We start from the raw sequence: 14,486 nt of genomic DNA, 5'->3' as shown, positions 1-14,486 counted from the left end.
CCGGGCGACCGACCTCCCCGAGGGGCGCCGGCGCCCCGTCGAAGCCGCTGGGCCGATGTGACGCCGCGTGAAGACTCGTGAAGGTCTGTGAAGGCCCGCGCGAGAGGGGTGAACGCCCGGCCCCCGGGTGTGAAATCGCCAGGGCGTGCGTGCAGATGCGCCGACCGGAACCGCTGTCACACCGGCTTCACCGTGCCGAAACAGAGCCGTCCCGCCCCACGAAGCCGCAGGCCACGGCAGGTGGGGCGGGACGGGACGCGTCCGGATATCCGTCCGACGGGTCCGCTCAGCGCGACAGCTCCGCCTCGATGAGGTCGGCGGCCCGCGGGGTGCCACCCTCGCGCGCCATCTGCTCGCGCAACAACGCGCAGCGGGCCGCGACTTCGGGGTCGTCCACGAGGGCGAGCACCGCCTCGCGCAGGGTCGCGGCGTTCGCCTCCTCCATGGGAAGGTGCCGGGCCACCCCCAGCGAGCGGAGCATGTCGGCGTTGCCGAACTGGTCCACGGCCTGCGGCACGGCGACCATCGGGGTGCCGGTGGCGAGCCCCTCCTGACTGCCGCCCGCGCCGGCGTGGGTGATGAAGGCGTCCGCCTGCCGGAGCACGGCCAGCTGCGGCACCCAGTCGCGCACCTCCACGTTGCCGGGTACGTCACCGAGGTCGGCGGGGTCGACGTGCGCGCCGATCTGGAGCACCACGTGCCAGCCGGGCAGGTCGCCGAAGGTCGCGACGCACTCCCGGTAGAAGGCGGGCTGCTTGGTGAACGAGGAGCCCAGCGAGACCAGCAGCACCTTCTCCGCGCCGGCGGGCCGCTGCCACTCCCCCTGGTCGGAGCGGTCGCCCTGACAGGCCCCGACGAAGGTGTACATCTCGCGGTTCACCCGGTCCGCGTTCGGCTGGAGCGCCTCGGGGATCAGGACGAGGCCGCGGCGCGGGCGGGCCACGAAGTCGTCGGAGGAGATGTGACCCATGCCGTTCTCCGCGAGCCAGCCGTCGAAGCGCGCGTAGTACGCCTTGCCGCGCTCGGTCTGCTTCAGCTCGGCGGTCATCGGCTCCCCCACCTCCTCCTCGTACCCGTCCCAGGGGACCAGGTTGGGCCAGAGGGAGACGGCGGGGACACCCCAGCGGTGGGCGAGGACGCGGGCGGGATAGGAGGTGATGTCGTGCAGGACGAGGTCGGGCTCGTCACCCGCGAAGGCGTCCGCGAGCTGCGGGAGCGCCTGGACGGCGTCGGCGAGGAAGGGTTCGATGTTGTCGATCAGCTCCGTGCCCCAGGCGTCGGGGTCCTCGTCGGTCGGCAGGGTCGAGTTCCAGATCACCGGCTCGGCTCCGACGGCGGCGACCTTGTCCGCGAAGGAGGCGGGGATGGCGTAGCTGACCCGGTGCCCGCGGTCGACGAGTTCGCGGATGACGTCGAGGCTCGGGTTCACATGCCCGTGGGCGGCGATGGAGAACATGGCGATGTGGGCACGCGGGGATTCCGTCATGTCGGCGACCCTAAACGAGACGAGACGTCTCGTGCAACCTCTCTCCTCTCCGGATCAGCGTTGGTAGCGGGCCAGCACCCGGTTGCCGTCCTCCACCAGCCGTTCGCTCAGCTCTCCGGCGTCGATCGCTCCGCTGTAGAACTCCTGGTACGCGGGGGTCGCCACCTTGTCCTTCCACTCGGGGTAGCCGCGCACCGACTGCGCGGGCGCGGGCCGCAGCCCCTTCGCCAGGGCGGCGCCCACGGCCCAGCCGTGCTCCGCGGAGCGCAGCGACGGGTCGGCCAGCGCCTCCGTCCCGGTGGGCAGCATCCAGTCGCCGCGCGCCAGGCGCACCATGTTCGGGGGCCGCAGCAGGAAGTCGATGAACGCGACGGCCTCCTTCTTGTGCGGGCTCTCCTCCGCCACCGACAGCGTCTGCGGGCTCACGCCCTGGACCGCGCCGCCCGCGCCCGCGGGCATCGGCAGGACCGTCCAGTCGAACCCTTCGGGGGCCTGCTGGATGATCTGCTGACGGTAGGAGAAGCCGAGCGGGAGCATCGCGTACTTGCCGCCGAAGAAGCCGGGCAGCGCGTCCGAGCCGCCCATGCCCAGCGCGCCGCGGGCCGCGCTGCGGTCGGTGTTGACCTGGTCGTGGATGGTGCCGGGCACCACACCGTCGCCCCGCCCGAAGCGCAGCACCGCCTTCCCGTCACCGTCCCGGTGGAAGAGCCGGCCGCCGCCGGACAGGCCCAGGTTCAGGGTGACGGAGACCGGCTCCTTGAGCGGCCAGGCGATCCCGTACCGGCCCTTCCCGGTCAGCGCCTTCGTCACCTGGCGGAACTCCTGCCAGCTCCAGGGCCGTTCCGGCGTCGGCATCCGCGCGCCCGACGCTCTCAGCAGCCGGGTGTTGGCGATGAGGACCCGCGGTTCCTGGAGGAACGGCACCCCGTGGACGCCCTCGCCGAAGGTGGTGGTACGCCAGGACCGCTCGGGGATGTCGGCCTTGAGCCGGGCGGGCAGGTGGGGGCGGAGATCGGCGAGATGGCCCCCGTACGCGAAGTCGGCCAGGTCGTCCGAGGCGTCATGGATGATGTCGGGGGCCTCGCCGCCCTCGAACGAGGTGAGCAGCTGGTCGTGGACACTGTCCCAGCTGCCCTGGACGTACTCCACCTGGACGCCGGGGTGAGCGGCGTTCCACTCCTCCACCAGCTGCTTGTTGGCGTCGACGGACTCCTTCTGCCAGGCCAGCGACTGGAACCGGAGCCGGATCGTGCCGTCCGCGTCCCGACCGCCGTCACCGCCGCCGGTGCAGCCGGTGAGGAGCATGGCCAGGACGGCGGCGGCGGTGGCCGCCCGCCGGACCGCGGCGCGCATCAGTGCTTCACCGCCCCGGCCGCCATCCCCCCGGTGATCCGCCGCTGGATGAAGGCGAAGAGGACGAGGGAGGGGAGGGTGGCGAGGAACGCGGCGGCGGCGAGCGGACCGAGGTCGGCCACGCCCTCCGCGCCGAGGAAGTGGGTGAGGACGACCGGCAAGGTCTGCTTCTCCGGAGTCTTGAGCAGGACGAGCGCGAAGAAGAACTCGTTCCATGCGGTGATGAAGGCGAACAGCGCGGTGGCGACGAGGCCGGGGGCGAGCAGCGGGGCCACGACCGAGACGAGGGTCCGCACCCGGCCCGCCCCGTCGACGGCGGCGGCCTCCTCCAGCTCGGGGGGCACGGCGCGTACGTAGCCGGCGAGCATCCACAGGGCGAAGGGCAGCGACCAGACGACGTAGACGAGGACCAGGCCCCCCAAGGTGTTGATCAGATGGAGGTTCTTCAGGACCAGGAAGAGCGGGATGATCACCAGGACGAACGGGAACGCCTGGCTGACCACGACCCAGCCGGTCGCCGCGGTGGCGAGGCGGCCCCGGTGGCGCGCCATCACGTACGCCATCGGGGTGGCGATCACGACGGAGATCACGGCCGCGCCGACGGCGGCGAGCAGGGAGTTGGCGGCGGCCTGGAGCAGCGGCTGCTCGTCGAAGGCCTGACGGAAATTGTCCAGGGTGGGCTGCTCGGGAATCCAGGTGGGGTGCAGCGAGCCCAGTTCGCGGGCGGGTTTGAAGGCGGTCGAGATCAGCCACACGAACGGGAACGCGAGAAAGACCAGGTAGGCCAGGAGGGCCAGGTACTGCCCGGTGCGGGCGGCCCTGCCGGTACGCAGCCCGGTGGACTCACGCGGCCGCGGGCTCCGCCTCATCGGTTCTCGTCCCATCGGCCCTCCCCTCCCCTGAGGCGGCCGACGAGGTGGAGGGCGAGGAGCACGGAGATCACCGCGACCATCACACAGCCCATCGCCGCGGCGTAGCCGAACTGGCCGTAGCGGAAGGCCTCCTCGTACGCGAAGAGCATCGGCAGCCGGGTCCGGCCGCCGGGTCCGCCGCTGGTCAGCACGTAGACGAGCGCGAACGAGTTGAAGTTCCAGATCAGGTTGAGGGCGCTGACGGCCAGGGCGATGGGCTTGATCGCGGGCCAGGTGACCGTACGGAACCGGCGCCAGGCGCCCGCCCCGTCCAGGGCCGCCGCCTCGTGGAGTTCGCGCGGGGTGTTCTGGAGTCCGGCGAGCAGGGCCACCGTGGTCTGCGGCATCCCCGCCCAGATGCCGACGAGGATCACGGCGGGCAGCGCGGTGGCGAGACCGGTCAGCCAGTCCCGGCCGTCGCCGAGTCCGAGGTCGCGGACGGTCTCGTTGAGGATGCCGGCGTCCGGGGCGTAGACGAGCCGCCACATGATGCCGACGACGACCTCGGGCATCGCCCAGGGGATGATCGCCAGCGCGCGGGCCAGCCAGCGCATCCGCAGGTTCTGGTTGAGCAGCAGCGCGAGGCCGAGCGCCAGGAGGAACTGCGGGACGGTGACGCCCGCGGCCCAGAGCAGACCGATCCGGAACGAGTCCCAGAACAGGGTGTCGTGCAGCAGGTCCTGGAAGTTGAGCGCGCCGATCCACCGGGTGGAGCGGGTCCGGCCGGACTGGGCGTCGGTGAAGGAGAGCGCGATGCCGTAGAGGAGGGGGCCGACGCTGAGGACCAGGATCGGGAGGAGCGCGGGGAGCACCAGGAACCAGGCGGCCCCGTTCCCGAACACCTTGTCCGGAGGCCGGCCGGACCGTCCCGGACGCCACGAGTTTCCCGTCCGCCCGCCCTGCCCGCCGGAGCCGTCACGCCCGCCCGGTCCGTCGTGCCCGCTGCGGGGGCCGCCGGGTCCGGACCGCTCCGCCGCAGTCACCGATGTCACGAAGAAGACCCCTCTGTCCGGTAAGTCCCTGATGCGCCTGAGGCGGGCTTCATCACGTTCCAGCTGCCCGGAAGACCTCCGTCATCGTGCTGACGGGTCGTCGGTTCGTCAAGGCGGCCTGCACGGATGCGAAAATCGCACCCATGGACGAGATGCGTGCGCGCGAGGTGCTGACGGCCGCCGGGCTCCCCGGCGCGGCGGAGCTGCTCGCGCTGGGCGAGAACGCGGTGTTCGCCGCCGGTGACCTGGTGATCAAGGTCGGCCGGGACTCCACCGGCCACCCCGAGCTGCGGGAGCGGGCCGAGCGGGAGGTGGCTCTGGCCGACTGGCTCGCCGCCTCCGGCGTCCCGGCCGTACGCGCCGCCGAGAGCGGGGCCCGGCTGGTGGAGGGTCACCCGGTGACGCTGTGGCACCGGCTCCCCGAACCTGTACGGCCCGCCGAGCCGCGCGACCTGGCGCCGCTGCTCACCCTGGTGCACGCGCTGCCGGCCCCGGCGGAGCTCACGCTGCCGCGCCGCGAACTGCTGGGTGGCGTGGAGCGGTGGCTGACGCTGGCGGGGGACGCGATCGACCCGGCGGACGCCGACTACCTCCGCGAGCGCCGCGACGGCTTCGCGACGGCGGCCGCCGCCCTCGTCCCGCACCTCTCGCCTGGCCCGATCCACGGCGACGCGCTCCCCCGCAACGTCCAGGTCGGCCCGGACGGCCCGGTGCTGGTGGACCTGGAGACGTTCTCCACCGATCTGCGGGAGCACGACCTGGTCGTCCTCGCCCTCTCCCGCGACCGCTACGGGCTCGACCCGGCGGCCTACGACGCCTTCACCGCCGCGTACGGCTGGGACGTCCGGGAGTGGGAGGGGTGCACGGTCCTGCGCGGCGCCCGCGAGACGGCCAGCTGCGCCTGGGTCTCCCAGCACGCCCCGGCCAACCCGAAGGCGCTGACGGAGTTCCGCCGCCGGGTGGCGTCCCTGCGGGAGGGCGACCCGGAGGTCCGCTGGTACCCGTTCTGACACGGGGCCGACGTGCGGTACCGGTGGCGGCCGGGCACGGGGAACAGCGGGCGCCGCGTCGGCTTCGGGCCCGGTCCCGAGCTGACGCCCCGCCAGGAATCCGCTCAGCGCATCCGGGGGATGAGCGGCCAGGCCGGTTCGACGACCGCCGCCGGGTCCGAGGTGCGACGCAGGTAGGCCTGGAGGGACAGCGACTGCTCGGCCGCCGCCTGCGTCTGGAGGGCGTGCAGGTCCTCCAGGGGCATCACCCCGACCGGCTGGTGCTTCTCCCCCATGCTCCGCACCACCCGCGCGGCGGCGACGGCGTCCGCCCGCGCGTCGTGCGCGTCGTCGAGCGGGACCCCGTAGTGGGCACACAGGGCGTGGAGGGCCCTCTTCCCCCTCCGGTACTTGTCCACGTGCTTGTCGAGGACCAGCGGGTCGATGACGGGTGAGGGCGCCGCGCCCAGCCGTTCGCTGACCGACGCGACCCCGTACCGCCGGCACTCGCGGTCGAGCAGGGACAGGTCGTAGCGCGCGTTCATCACCACCAGCGGGGTCCCCGAGCGCAGCCCGTCGGCGACCGCTCCGGCGATCTCCTCGATCGCGGATGCGGCCGGGACCCCGTGCTCGCGGGCCCGTTCGGTCGAGATGCCGTGGATGGCCGACGCCTGCTCGGGTATGGCCACGCCGGGGTTCAGCAGCCAGGTCCGCTCCCCGGACACGGAGCCGTCCGCCTCCAGCCGGACGACCGCGGCCGTGACGATGCGGTCGGACTCGACGTCCGTCCCCGTCGTCTCCAGATCGAACGCCATCAACGTCCCGCTGAGCCAGCTCATCCCGTTACCTCCGTCTGTGGTGCTTTCCCCACGTGACGACCACCCTCGCACGCAGCACTGACATTGATGCTGATACTCGGGTTCCGGCGGTCGTGACTCGGGCACTGACTGACGCCCTGCTGGGCTGTCTTCGCGCTGTTCTGTCCGGCTGCCGGAGCTCGTTCTCATGGCTCCGGCCGGGCGGAACATGACCTGATAGGAGCTTGGTCAGAAGCCCCTTCAATGTCCTGTCTGCGCCACCCGGCCGGCGCCCACCTTCGGCTGGGAAGGCAGTATCAGCATGGCATCAGAGGTTGCGGCGGACACCGTGGACCAGGATGTGTTCGGTGGGGCCGATTCCCACGCTGACACCGTCCACGTCGCTGTGATCAGCGAAAACGGCGGTCATCTCGCGGATGCGGAGTTCTCCACCACCGCCGCTGGATACGCGGCAGCCCTGGCCTTCCTGGCCGCGCACGGGCGTGTGGTCTCGATCGGGGTGGAAGGCACCTCGTCCTACGGGGCCGGTTTCACGCGGACCGCCCGCTCCCACGGGCACCAGGTTGTCGAGGTCAACCGCCCCGACAAGGCCGAACGGCGCCGCACCGGCAAGTCCGACCCGATCGACGCCTACGCCGCCGCCCGCGCCGCCCTGTCCGGCAGAGCCTCCAGTTCCCCCAAGGACGACACGGTCGCCGGGATACGTGCCCTGCACAACGCAGCCCGCTCCGCCGTCAAGGCCCGCACCGCCGCGCTCAATCAGATCGGCAACGTCCTCATCACTGCCCCGGAAGCCATCCGCGCGAAGTACGGGCAGCTCAAGGGCACCGATCGCACCGAGGCCCTGGCCCGGCTGCGGCCGGCCGGTGACGCCCTCCACATCGCCGTGCTGACCGCGTTGAAGAGCCTCGCCCGCCGGGTCAAGGAGCTCACCGCCGAGCACGAAACACTGACGCGGGCCCTGGATGCCGAGGTCACCACCCACAACCCGGGCCTGCGGGCCGCCTACGGTGTCGGCCCCGACACCGCCGCACGACTGCTGATCACCGCGGGCGGCAACCCCGAACGGATGCGGACCGAGGCGTCCTTCGCAGCGCTGTGCGGGGCTGCCCCGGTCCCTGCTTCCAGCGGCAGAACCAACCGGCACCGACTCTCCCGGGGCGGCGACCGAGCGGCCAACGCAGCCCTCTACCGCATCGCCCTGGTCCGCATGTCCGGCGACGCCCGGACCCGCGCCTACGTTGCGCGACAGACCGCTGCCGGAAGGACGAAGAAGGAAATCATCCGGATGCTGAAACGGGCCATCGCCCGGGAGATGTTCCGCTGCCTCACCAGCACGGTCACCATCCCGGGCATAGCCGATCTGCGGCCCATGCGGCAGGCCAGGAACGTCACCCTCACCGCCGTCGCCCAGCACTTCGGAGTCTGGCCAACCACTATCTCCAGACTTGAACGAGGACTCAGCAGGGACGACGACCTCGCCCACTCCTACCGCGACTGGCTTCAAGCCGCTTGACAGCAATAGGAGCATCAGCGACGGACGGACCCCGCCGTCCACGGGCCGTCAGGAGAGCGGCCGGGCGGGATGTGCCACGACGGCCGCCCGCCGGACCGCTCCCGTCCGCGCCTACCCGCCTGGGGACCTGGCACGCCCCTCCGAGGGGCGTGCCAGGTCCCGGTCAGGAGACCGGCCGGGAGTCCGTCCAGACCGATTCGAACTCCTCGCGGTACGTCTCGAACAGGCCGTGCTCGCTGTCCTGCCCCGCGCGCACCACCGTGCGCCTGCCCCCGCCGCGCAGCACGAACACCGGCGCCTCCATGCCCCGTGCCCGCCGCAGATAGGGCTGGACGACGCCCACCGCGTCGGGCCCGTCGCCGTCCACCAGGTAGGCGGTGAAGCGCGGGGTCTCGTCGAAGACCTGGATCTCGAACGCGCCCGGATCACGGAGCCGGGAGCGCACGCGGCGCATGTGCAGGATGTTCATCTCCACCGAGCGGCTCAGCTCACCCTTCTTGAGGCCCAGCTCCCGCTCCCGGCGCTTCACCGCGCTGCTGGCCGGGTTGATGAACAGCAGCCGCACCCGGCAGCCCGACTCGGCGAGCCGCACGAGCCGGCGGCCGGAGAAGTTCTGCACGAGCAGGTTGAGCCCGATCCCGATGGCGTCGAGCCGCCGCGCCCCGCCGAACAGGTCCTCGGCGGGCAGCTGGCGCTGGAGCCGCACCCGGTCGGAGTGGACGGAGACCACGTCCGCGTACCGGTCGCCGACCAGCTCCTCCACCGCGTCCACCGGCAGCCGGTCGGCCGAGGGCACGCCCGCCCCGCCGCCGAGGATGTCCAGGAGCCGGGCGGACGCGCGCTCCGCCTGGGCGAGCACCGCTTCGTTCAGCGCCCGGTTGCGGGAGACCACGTTGCGCGCGACCTCGAGTTCGTCCAGCGCCAGCTCGACGTCGCGCCGGTCGTCGAAGTACGGCTCGAAGCACGGCCAGTGCTGGACCATCAGCTCGCGCAGCTGCGGCAGCGTCAGGAAGCTGAGGACGTTGTCGTCGGCCGGGTCCAGCAGGTAGCCCTTGCGGCGCGACACCTCGCGTACGGCGACGGCGCGCTGCACCCACTCCTGCCCGGCCGGTCCGGCGGCGGCCACCACCCACTCCTCGCCGTGCACCGGCTCGTAGATCGGCCGGAGCACCGCGGCGACGACGGCCCGCAGACGCTGTTCGACCAGATTCAGCCAGATATAGGCGCGCCCGGCCCGCTGGGCCCGGGTCCGCACCTCGTTCCAGGACTCCGATCCCCAGTCCAGCTCGGCGCCGATCTCCATGGGCTGCGCGAGGGACACCGCCCCGGGCGGGGCATCGGTCGTCTCCCCCTCGCGACCTGCGTCACCTGGGGGTAGCTCGAACCCTCCCGAGCTCACCCGCGTACCGCCTTCCACTCCCCCACCCAACGATCAAGGAAGGGTACTCCGGGAGCGCGACGCGACGCAGCCCGATGCACAGGGGACTTTCCCAACTCCTGGGAATGTGCGGCTTGTTCTGTGGGGTGAGATCGGGCGGAGTGAGCGGATTCATAGCGATTGGGCCCCCCGCTCCGGGGCGGGAACCGGACGGCCGCCGGGTGAGGACGTCCGGAAGCACGTCCGGGGCGGCACGGAGGTGTCCGAAGTTGACCGGTGCGAGGCGTCGCGGGCGACGGGACCCGGCCGCACCGGGCGACGTCCTAGGTGAGCGCCCCGGTTTCGGGGAAGATTCTGGACGTATTCGGGAAATGTTCGAGGAGCCATCGGGCCGAGGAAAGCCGCAGCCCCCGGATCAGAAGTGGAAGAGTCTTCATCATGCAGGTCTGGCCGGGACACGCCTATCCGCTCGGCGCCACGTACGACGGCGCCGGAACCAACTTCGCGGTCTTCTCGGAAGCCGCCCACCGCATCGAGTTGTGCCTGTTGCACGACGACGGGTCCGAGACGGCGGTGGAGCTCCGCGAGACCGACGCCTTCGTGCGCCATGCCTATCTGCCCGGCGTGATGCCGGGCCAGCGGTACGGCTTCCGGGTGCACGGGCCGTACGAACCCCAGAACGGGCAGCGGTGCAACTCCGCGAAGCTGCTGCTGGACCCGTACGCCCGCGCGATCGCGGGGAAGATCGACTGGGGCGAGGCGGTGTACGGCTACCCCTTCGGGAAGCCGGACGCCCGCAACGACCTCGACTCGGCACCGCACACCATGAGCGCGGTGGTGGTCAACCCGTATTTCGACTGGGGCGACGACCGCCGGCCCCGGACCGACTACCACCGCACGGTGATCTACGAGGCCCATGTGAAGGGCCTGACGATGCTGCACCCCGGCCTCCCGCCCGAGTTGCGCGGCACGTACGCGGGGCTGGCACACCCGGAGATCATCGCCCACCTGACCGAACTGGGCGTCACCGCGATCGAACTGATGCCCGTTCACCAGTTCGTGCAGGACCACCGGCTCGCGGACATGGGTCTCGCCAACTACTGGGGCTACAACACCATCGGCTTCTTCGCCCCGCACAACACGTACGCCTCCTGGGGCGACCGCGGCGAGCAGGTGCTGGAGTTCAAGCAGGCGGTGAAGGCGCTGCACCAGGCGGGCATCGAGGTCATCCTCGACGTGGTCTACAACCACACCGCCGAGGGCAACCACCTGGGGCCCACGCTCTCCTTCCGCGGTCTCGACAACGCCTCCTACTACCGGCTGACCGACGACCAGCGGTACTACATGGACACCACGGGCACCGGGAACTCCCTGCTCATGCGGTCCCCGCACGTCCTCCAGATGATCATGGACTCGCTGCGGTACTGGGTGACCGAGATGCACGTGGACGGCTTCCGCTTCGACCTCGCGGCCACGCTCGCCCGCCAGTTCCACGAGGTGGACCGGCTCTCCTCGTTCTTCGACCTGGTGCAGCAGGACCCGGTGGTCAGCCAGGTGAAGCTGATCGCGGAGCCGTGGGACGTCGGCGAGGGCGGCTACCAGGTGGGCAACTTCCCGCCGCTGTGGACCGAGTGGAACGGCAAGTACCGCGACACCGTCCGCGACCTGTGGCGGGGCGAGCCGCGCACGCTGGCGGAGTTCGCCGGGAGGCTCACCGGCTCCTCCGACCTCTACCAGGACGACGGCCGCCGTCCGCTGGCCTCCATCAACTTCACCACCTGCCACGACGGCTTCACCCTGCACGACCTCGTCGCGTACAACGACAAGCACAACGAGGCCAACGGGGAGGACAACCGGGACGGCGAGAACCACAACCGGTCCTGGAACTGCGGCGCGGAAGGCGAGACGGACGACCCGGAGGTCCTGGAGCTGCGGGCCCGCCAGATGCGGAACTTCATCGCCACGCTGATGCTCTCGCAGGGCGTGCCGATGCTGAGCCACGGCGACGAGTTCGCCCGTACGCAGAACGGCAACAACAACGCCTACTGCCAGGACAACGAACTGGCCTGGGTGCACTGGCCCGACCCGGACGAGCCCGCCGACGCCCCCGCCTCCACGCTGCTGGAGTTCACGCGGGCCATGGTGTGGCTGCGCCGCGACCACCCGGTCTTCCGGCGCCGCCGCTTCTTCCACGGGCGGCCGGTGGAGGGCACCCACGACGAACTGTCCGACATCGCCTGGTTCACCCCGGACGGCGAGGAGATGACGCAGCAGGACTGGCAGGCCGCGCACGCCAAGGCGATGACGGTCTTCCTGAACGGGCACGCGATCTCCGAGCCGGGCCCGCGCGGCGAGCGGATCTCCGACGACTCGTTCCTGCTGATGTTCAACGCGAGCGCCGAGACGCTGGAGTTCGCCGTCCCGGTCGGCCACGGTGAGCAGTGGCAGGTCGTCGTGGACACCGCGCGGCCGGAAGGCGTCCCGCCCGGGGCGGGCCCGAAGGTGGCCGAGGGCGAGCGGGTCACGCTGATCGGGCGCAGCCTGACGGTGCTGAAGCGGCCGGCCTGAGGGCCGGTGGGCGGCGCGGCGCGAGGGTGAGGTTCCGAGCGGGGTGACACGGATCGGCACGGGCGGGGTACGTAGGAGTCCATGACGCCCTCCGCCACGTACCGGCTTCAGCTCCAGCCCGACTTCCCGTTCTCCGCCGCCGAGAAGGCCGTGCCGTACCTCGCCGCGCTCGGCGTCTCGCACCTCCACCTCTCCCCCGTCCTGGAGGCGGTCCCCGGCTCCACCCACGGTTACGACGTGGTCGACCACGGCCGGGTCCGGGCGGAGCTGGGCGGCGAGGAGGGGCTGCGCTCGCTCGCCTCGGCCGCCCGCGAGCACGGCCTCGGGCTGATCCTGGACATCGTGCCCAACCACATGGCGGCCTCGCCCCGGCACAACCGCCGGCTGTGGGAGGTGCTGCGGGAGGGCCCCGGCTCCCCGTCCGCCCGCTGGTTCGACATCGACTGGGCGGCGGGCGGCGGGAAGGTGCTGCTGCCGGTGCTCGGCGGGCCGCTCGGCCAGGAGCTGGAGCATCTGACGGTGGACGGGGAGGTGCTGCGCTACCACGACCACGCGTTCCCGCTGCGGGCCGGCACGGCGGGCCTTCCGCTGCCGGAGCTGCTGGACGGGCAGCACTACCGGCTCGGCTGGTGGCGCCTCGCCCGCACCGAGCTGAACTACCGGCGGTTCTTCACCGTCCCGGAGCTGATCGGGGTGCGCGTGGAGCATCCGGAGGTCTTCGAGGACACCCACGCCAAGGTCCTCGAACTGCTCCGCGACGGCGTCCTCGACGGGCTGCGCATCGATCACCCGGACGGCCTCGCCGCCCCGGCCGCCTATCTGGAACGGCTCCACGACGCCACCGGCGGCCGCTGGACGGTGGTCGAGAAGATCCTCACCGGGGACGAGCGCCTGCCGTCGGAGTGGGCGGTGGCGGGCACCACGGGGTACGACGCGCTGCACCGGATCGACGGCCTGTTCACCGACCCGGTCGGGGCAGCCGAACTGCTGGGCTTCTACCGTGAGTTCGCGGGAGCGCCCGCCGACCGGGGTGGCGACTGGACGGCGACGGTGCGCCGGGCCGCGTACCGGGTGGTGACCCACGAGCTGGCCGCCGAGACCGCCTGGCTGACCCGGCTCGCCACCGCGGTGTGCGACCGGGACCCCGCGCTGCGCGACCATGCCCCGTGGGCGCTGCGGACCGCGATCCGGGAGCTGCTGGTACGCGTCCCGGTCTACCGGCCGTACGTCACGGCGGGCGAGCCGCCGTCCCGCACCGCCGAGGAGACGCTGACCGACGAGGCGGTCCGGGACGCGAAGGCGGTGTTCGCCGTGCCGGAGGAGGCGGCGGCCGTGGACGTCGTACGGGAGCTGGCGCTCGGGCGGCTCGGCGGCGGGGTGGAACAGGCGGCGTTCTGCGCCCGGTTCGCCCAGACGGCGTCCGCACTGCACGCCAAATCGGTGGAGGACACGGCGTTCTACCGGTACGTTCCGCTGCTGTCGGCCACCGAGGTGGGCGGCGATCCGGGGCGGCCCGCCGTGTCACCGGAGGAGTTCCACGCGTTCGCCGCCCGGACCGCCCGTGACCGGCCGGCCTCCGGCACGGTCCTGACCACGCACGACACCAAGCGCAGTGCGGACGTACGGGCCCGGATCGCGGTGCTCTCGCAGTGCCCGGAGCGATGGGCGGCGCTGGTGGCGGAGATGACCGCGGCGACGCCGGTCGCCGCTCCGGACCGCCAACTGGCGTGGGCGGCCTGGCAGTCGGCGTACGGCTGCGCGGAGCTGCCGGCCGAGGAGCTGGGTGGGCGGCTGGAGCCGGCGTTGCTGAAGGCGGTGCGCGAGGCGGGCCTGTCCACCAGCTGGACGGAGTCGGACCCGGCCTACGAGCGGGCGGTGGCGGACTTCGTCGCGGCCGGTCCGGGGCGTGCGTCGGGCCCGGCCCGTACCCGGATCACCGAGTTCGCGGACGCGCTCGCCCCGCATGTACGCGCCCACGTGCTGGGGGCGGCGCTGGTGCAGCTGACGATGCCGGGGGTTCCGGACCTCTACCAGGGCACGGAGAGCGAGTACCTGGCCCTGGTCGACCCGGACAACCGGCGGCCGTTCCGGCGGCCGGACGCCCCGGACGAGAAGCAGGAGCTGACGTCGGCCGCGCTGCGGCTGCGGCGGGAGATGCCGGACGTGTTCGGGGCGTCGGGGACGTACGAGCCGCTGACGGCCTCCGGTCCGGCCGCCGCCCATCTGGTGGCGTTCTGCCGGGCGGGCGAGGTGGTCACGGCGGTGACCCGGCTGTCGCTGCGGCTGGCCGAGGGAGGCGGCTGGGGGGACACGGTGCTGGAGCTGCCGGACGGCGGTGTCTGGCAGGACCTGTTGTCGGACTCGCCGGGCCGGGAGTTCGCGGGCGGCGGCGCGGTGCGGGCGGGCGAGCTGTTCGCCGAGCGGCCGGCGGTGTTGTTGCGGCGCGCGCGGGGCTGAGCGGAGGGGGCGGGCCGG

General features: G+C 72.3%; 9 protein-coding genes and 1 pseudogene. 4 read left to right on the top strand and 6 right to left on the bottom strand.

What is annotated here, in order from left to right; all coding sequences use genetic code 11:
• Window positions 1-286: 286 nt before the first annotated feature.
• The 4 genes and pseudogenes from mgt to QFZ71_RS25580 all read right to left on the bottom strand — a co-directional run bounded on the left by mgt (window position 287) and on the right by QFZ71_RS25580 (window position 4,742).
• Window positions 287-1,541 (bottom strand): annotated as a pseudogene (gene mgt / locus QFZ71_RS25595) (macrolide-inactivating glycosyltransferase).
• Complete coding sequence (locus QFZ71_RS25590; RefSeq protein WP_307670503.1) at window positions 1,541-2,839, bottom strand: ABC transporter substrate-binding protein; 1,299 nt, start codon at window positions 2,837-2,839, stop codon at window positions 1,541-1,543. Before QFZ71_RS25590 ends, mgt begins: the two are co-directional and overlap by 1 nt.
• Window positions 2,839-3,708: a carbohydrate ABC transporter permease gene (locus QFZ71_RS25585; protein WP_307670502.1), complete on the bottom strand. Its 870-nt coding sequence runs from the start codon at window positions 3,706-3,708 to the stop codon at window positions 2,839-2,841. Before QFZ71_RS25585 ends, QFZ71_RS25590 begins: the two co-directional genes overlap by 1 nt.
• A complete protein-coding gene (locus tag QFZ71_RS25580; RefSeq protein ID WP_373465154.1) occupies window positions 3,705-4,742 on the bottom strand; it encodes a carbohydrate ABC transporter permease in 1,038 nt (345 codons plus the stop codon). The genes QFZ71_RS25585 and QFZ71_RS25580 overlap by 4 nt, the downstream gene beginning before the upstream one ends.
• Before the next feature lie 143 nt (window positions 4,743-4,885).
• On the opposite strand from QFZ71_RS25580, the gene QFZ71_RS25575 reads away from it, so the two are divergent.
• Complete coding sequence (locus QFZ71_RS25575) at window positions 4,886-5,752, top strand: phosphotransferase enzyme family protein (protein ID WP_307670501.1); 867 nt, start codon at window positions 4,886-4,888, stop codon at window positions 5,750-5,752.
• Window positions 5,753-5,856: 104 nt separating this feature from the next.
• On the opposite strand, the gene QFZ71_RS25570 is transcribed toward QFZ71_RS25575, so the two are convergent.
• Window positions 5,857-6,570, bottom strand: coding sequence for a 3'-5' exonuclease (locus QFZ71_RS25570; protein ID WP_307670500.1), 714 nt, complete (start codon window positions 6,568-6,570; stop codon window positions 5,857-5,859).
• Window positions 6,571-6,850: 280 nt separating this feature from the next.
• Between QFZ71_RS25570 and QFZ71_RS25565 the strand changes: the two genes are divergently transcribed.
• Window positions 6,851-8,065 (top strand): IS110 family transposase, encoded by a 1,215-nt coding sequence (locus tag QFZ71_RS25565; RefSeq protein WP_307670499.1) that lies wholly within the window; start codon window positions 6,851-6,853, stop codon window positions 8,063-8,065.
• Between the two features lie 163 nt (window positions 8,066-8,228).
• On the opposite strand, the gene QFZ71_RS25560 is transcribed toward QFZ71_RS25565, so the two are convergent.
• Entirely contained in the window at window positions 8,229-9,464 is a 1,236-nt protein-coding gene (locus QFZ71_RS25560) for an SAV2148 family HEPN domain-containing protein (RefSeq protein ID WP_307670498.1), read from the bottom strand.
• A 417-nt stretch (window positions 9,465-9,881) separates the two neighbouring features.
• On the opposite strand from QFZ71_RS25560, the gene glgX reads away from it, so the two are divergent.
• Window positions 9,882-12,011, top strand: a complete 2,130-nt coding sequence (glgX, locus tag QFZ71_RS25555) for a glycogen debranching protein GlgX (RefSeq protein ID WP_307670497.1) — start codon at window positions 9,882-9,884, stop codon at window positions 12,009-12,011.
• An 81-nt stretch (window positions 12,012-12,092) separates the two neighbouring features.
• Window positions 12,093-14,468, top strand: a complete 2,376-nt coding sequence (gene treY / locus QFZ71_RS25550; RefSeq protein ID WP_307670496.1) for a malto-oligosyltrehalose synthase — start codon at window positions 12,093-12,095, stop codon at window positions 14,466-14,468.
• The last annotated feature ends 18 nt before the right edge of the window (window positions 14,469-14,486 follow it).

It is taken from the genome of Streptomyces sp. V2I9 (genome assembly GCF_030817475.1).
Lineage (GTDB): Bacteria > Actinomycetota > Actinomycetes > Streptomycetales > Streptomycetaceae > Streptomyces.
This window is presented reverse-complemented; position numbering and strand designations above follow the sequence as displayed.

Bases quoted from the DNA above. Each gene is read 5' to 3' on its own strand.
- QFZ71_RS25590 (WP_307670503.1), bottom strand. From the start codon at position 2,839: ATGCGCGCCGCGGTCCGGCGGGCGGCCACCGCCGCCGCCGTCCTGGCC.
- QFZ71_RS25585 (WP_307670502.1), bottom strand. From the start codon at position 3,708: ATGAGGCGGAGCCCGCGGCCGCGTGAGTCCACCGGGCTGCGTACCGGC.
- QFZ71_RS25575 (WP_307670501.1), top strand. From the start codon at position 4,886: ATGGACGAGATGCGTGCGCGCGAGGTGCTGACGGCCGCCGGGCTCCCC.
- QFZ71_RS25570 (WP_307670500.1), bottom strand. From the start codon at position 6,570: ATGAGCTGGCTCAGCGGGACGTTGATGGCGTTCGATCTGGAGACGACG.
- QFZ71_RS25565 (WP_307670499.1), top strand. From the start codon at position 6,851: ATGGCATCAGAGGTTGCGGCGGACACCGTGGACCAGGATGTGTTCGGT.
- glgX (WP_307670497.1), top strand. From the start codon at position 9,882: ATGCAGGTCTGGCCGGGACACGCCTATCCGCTCGGCGCCACGTACGAC.
- treY (WP_307670496.1), top strand. From the start codon at position 12,093: ATGACGCCCTCCGCCACGTACCGGCTTCAGCTCCAGCCCGACTTCCCG.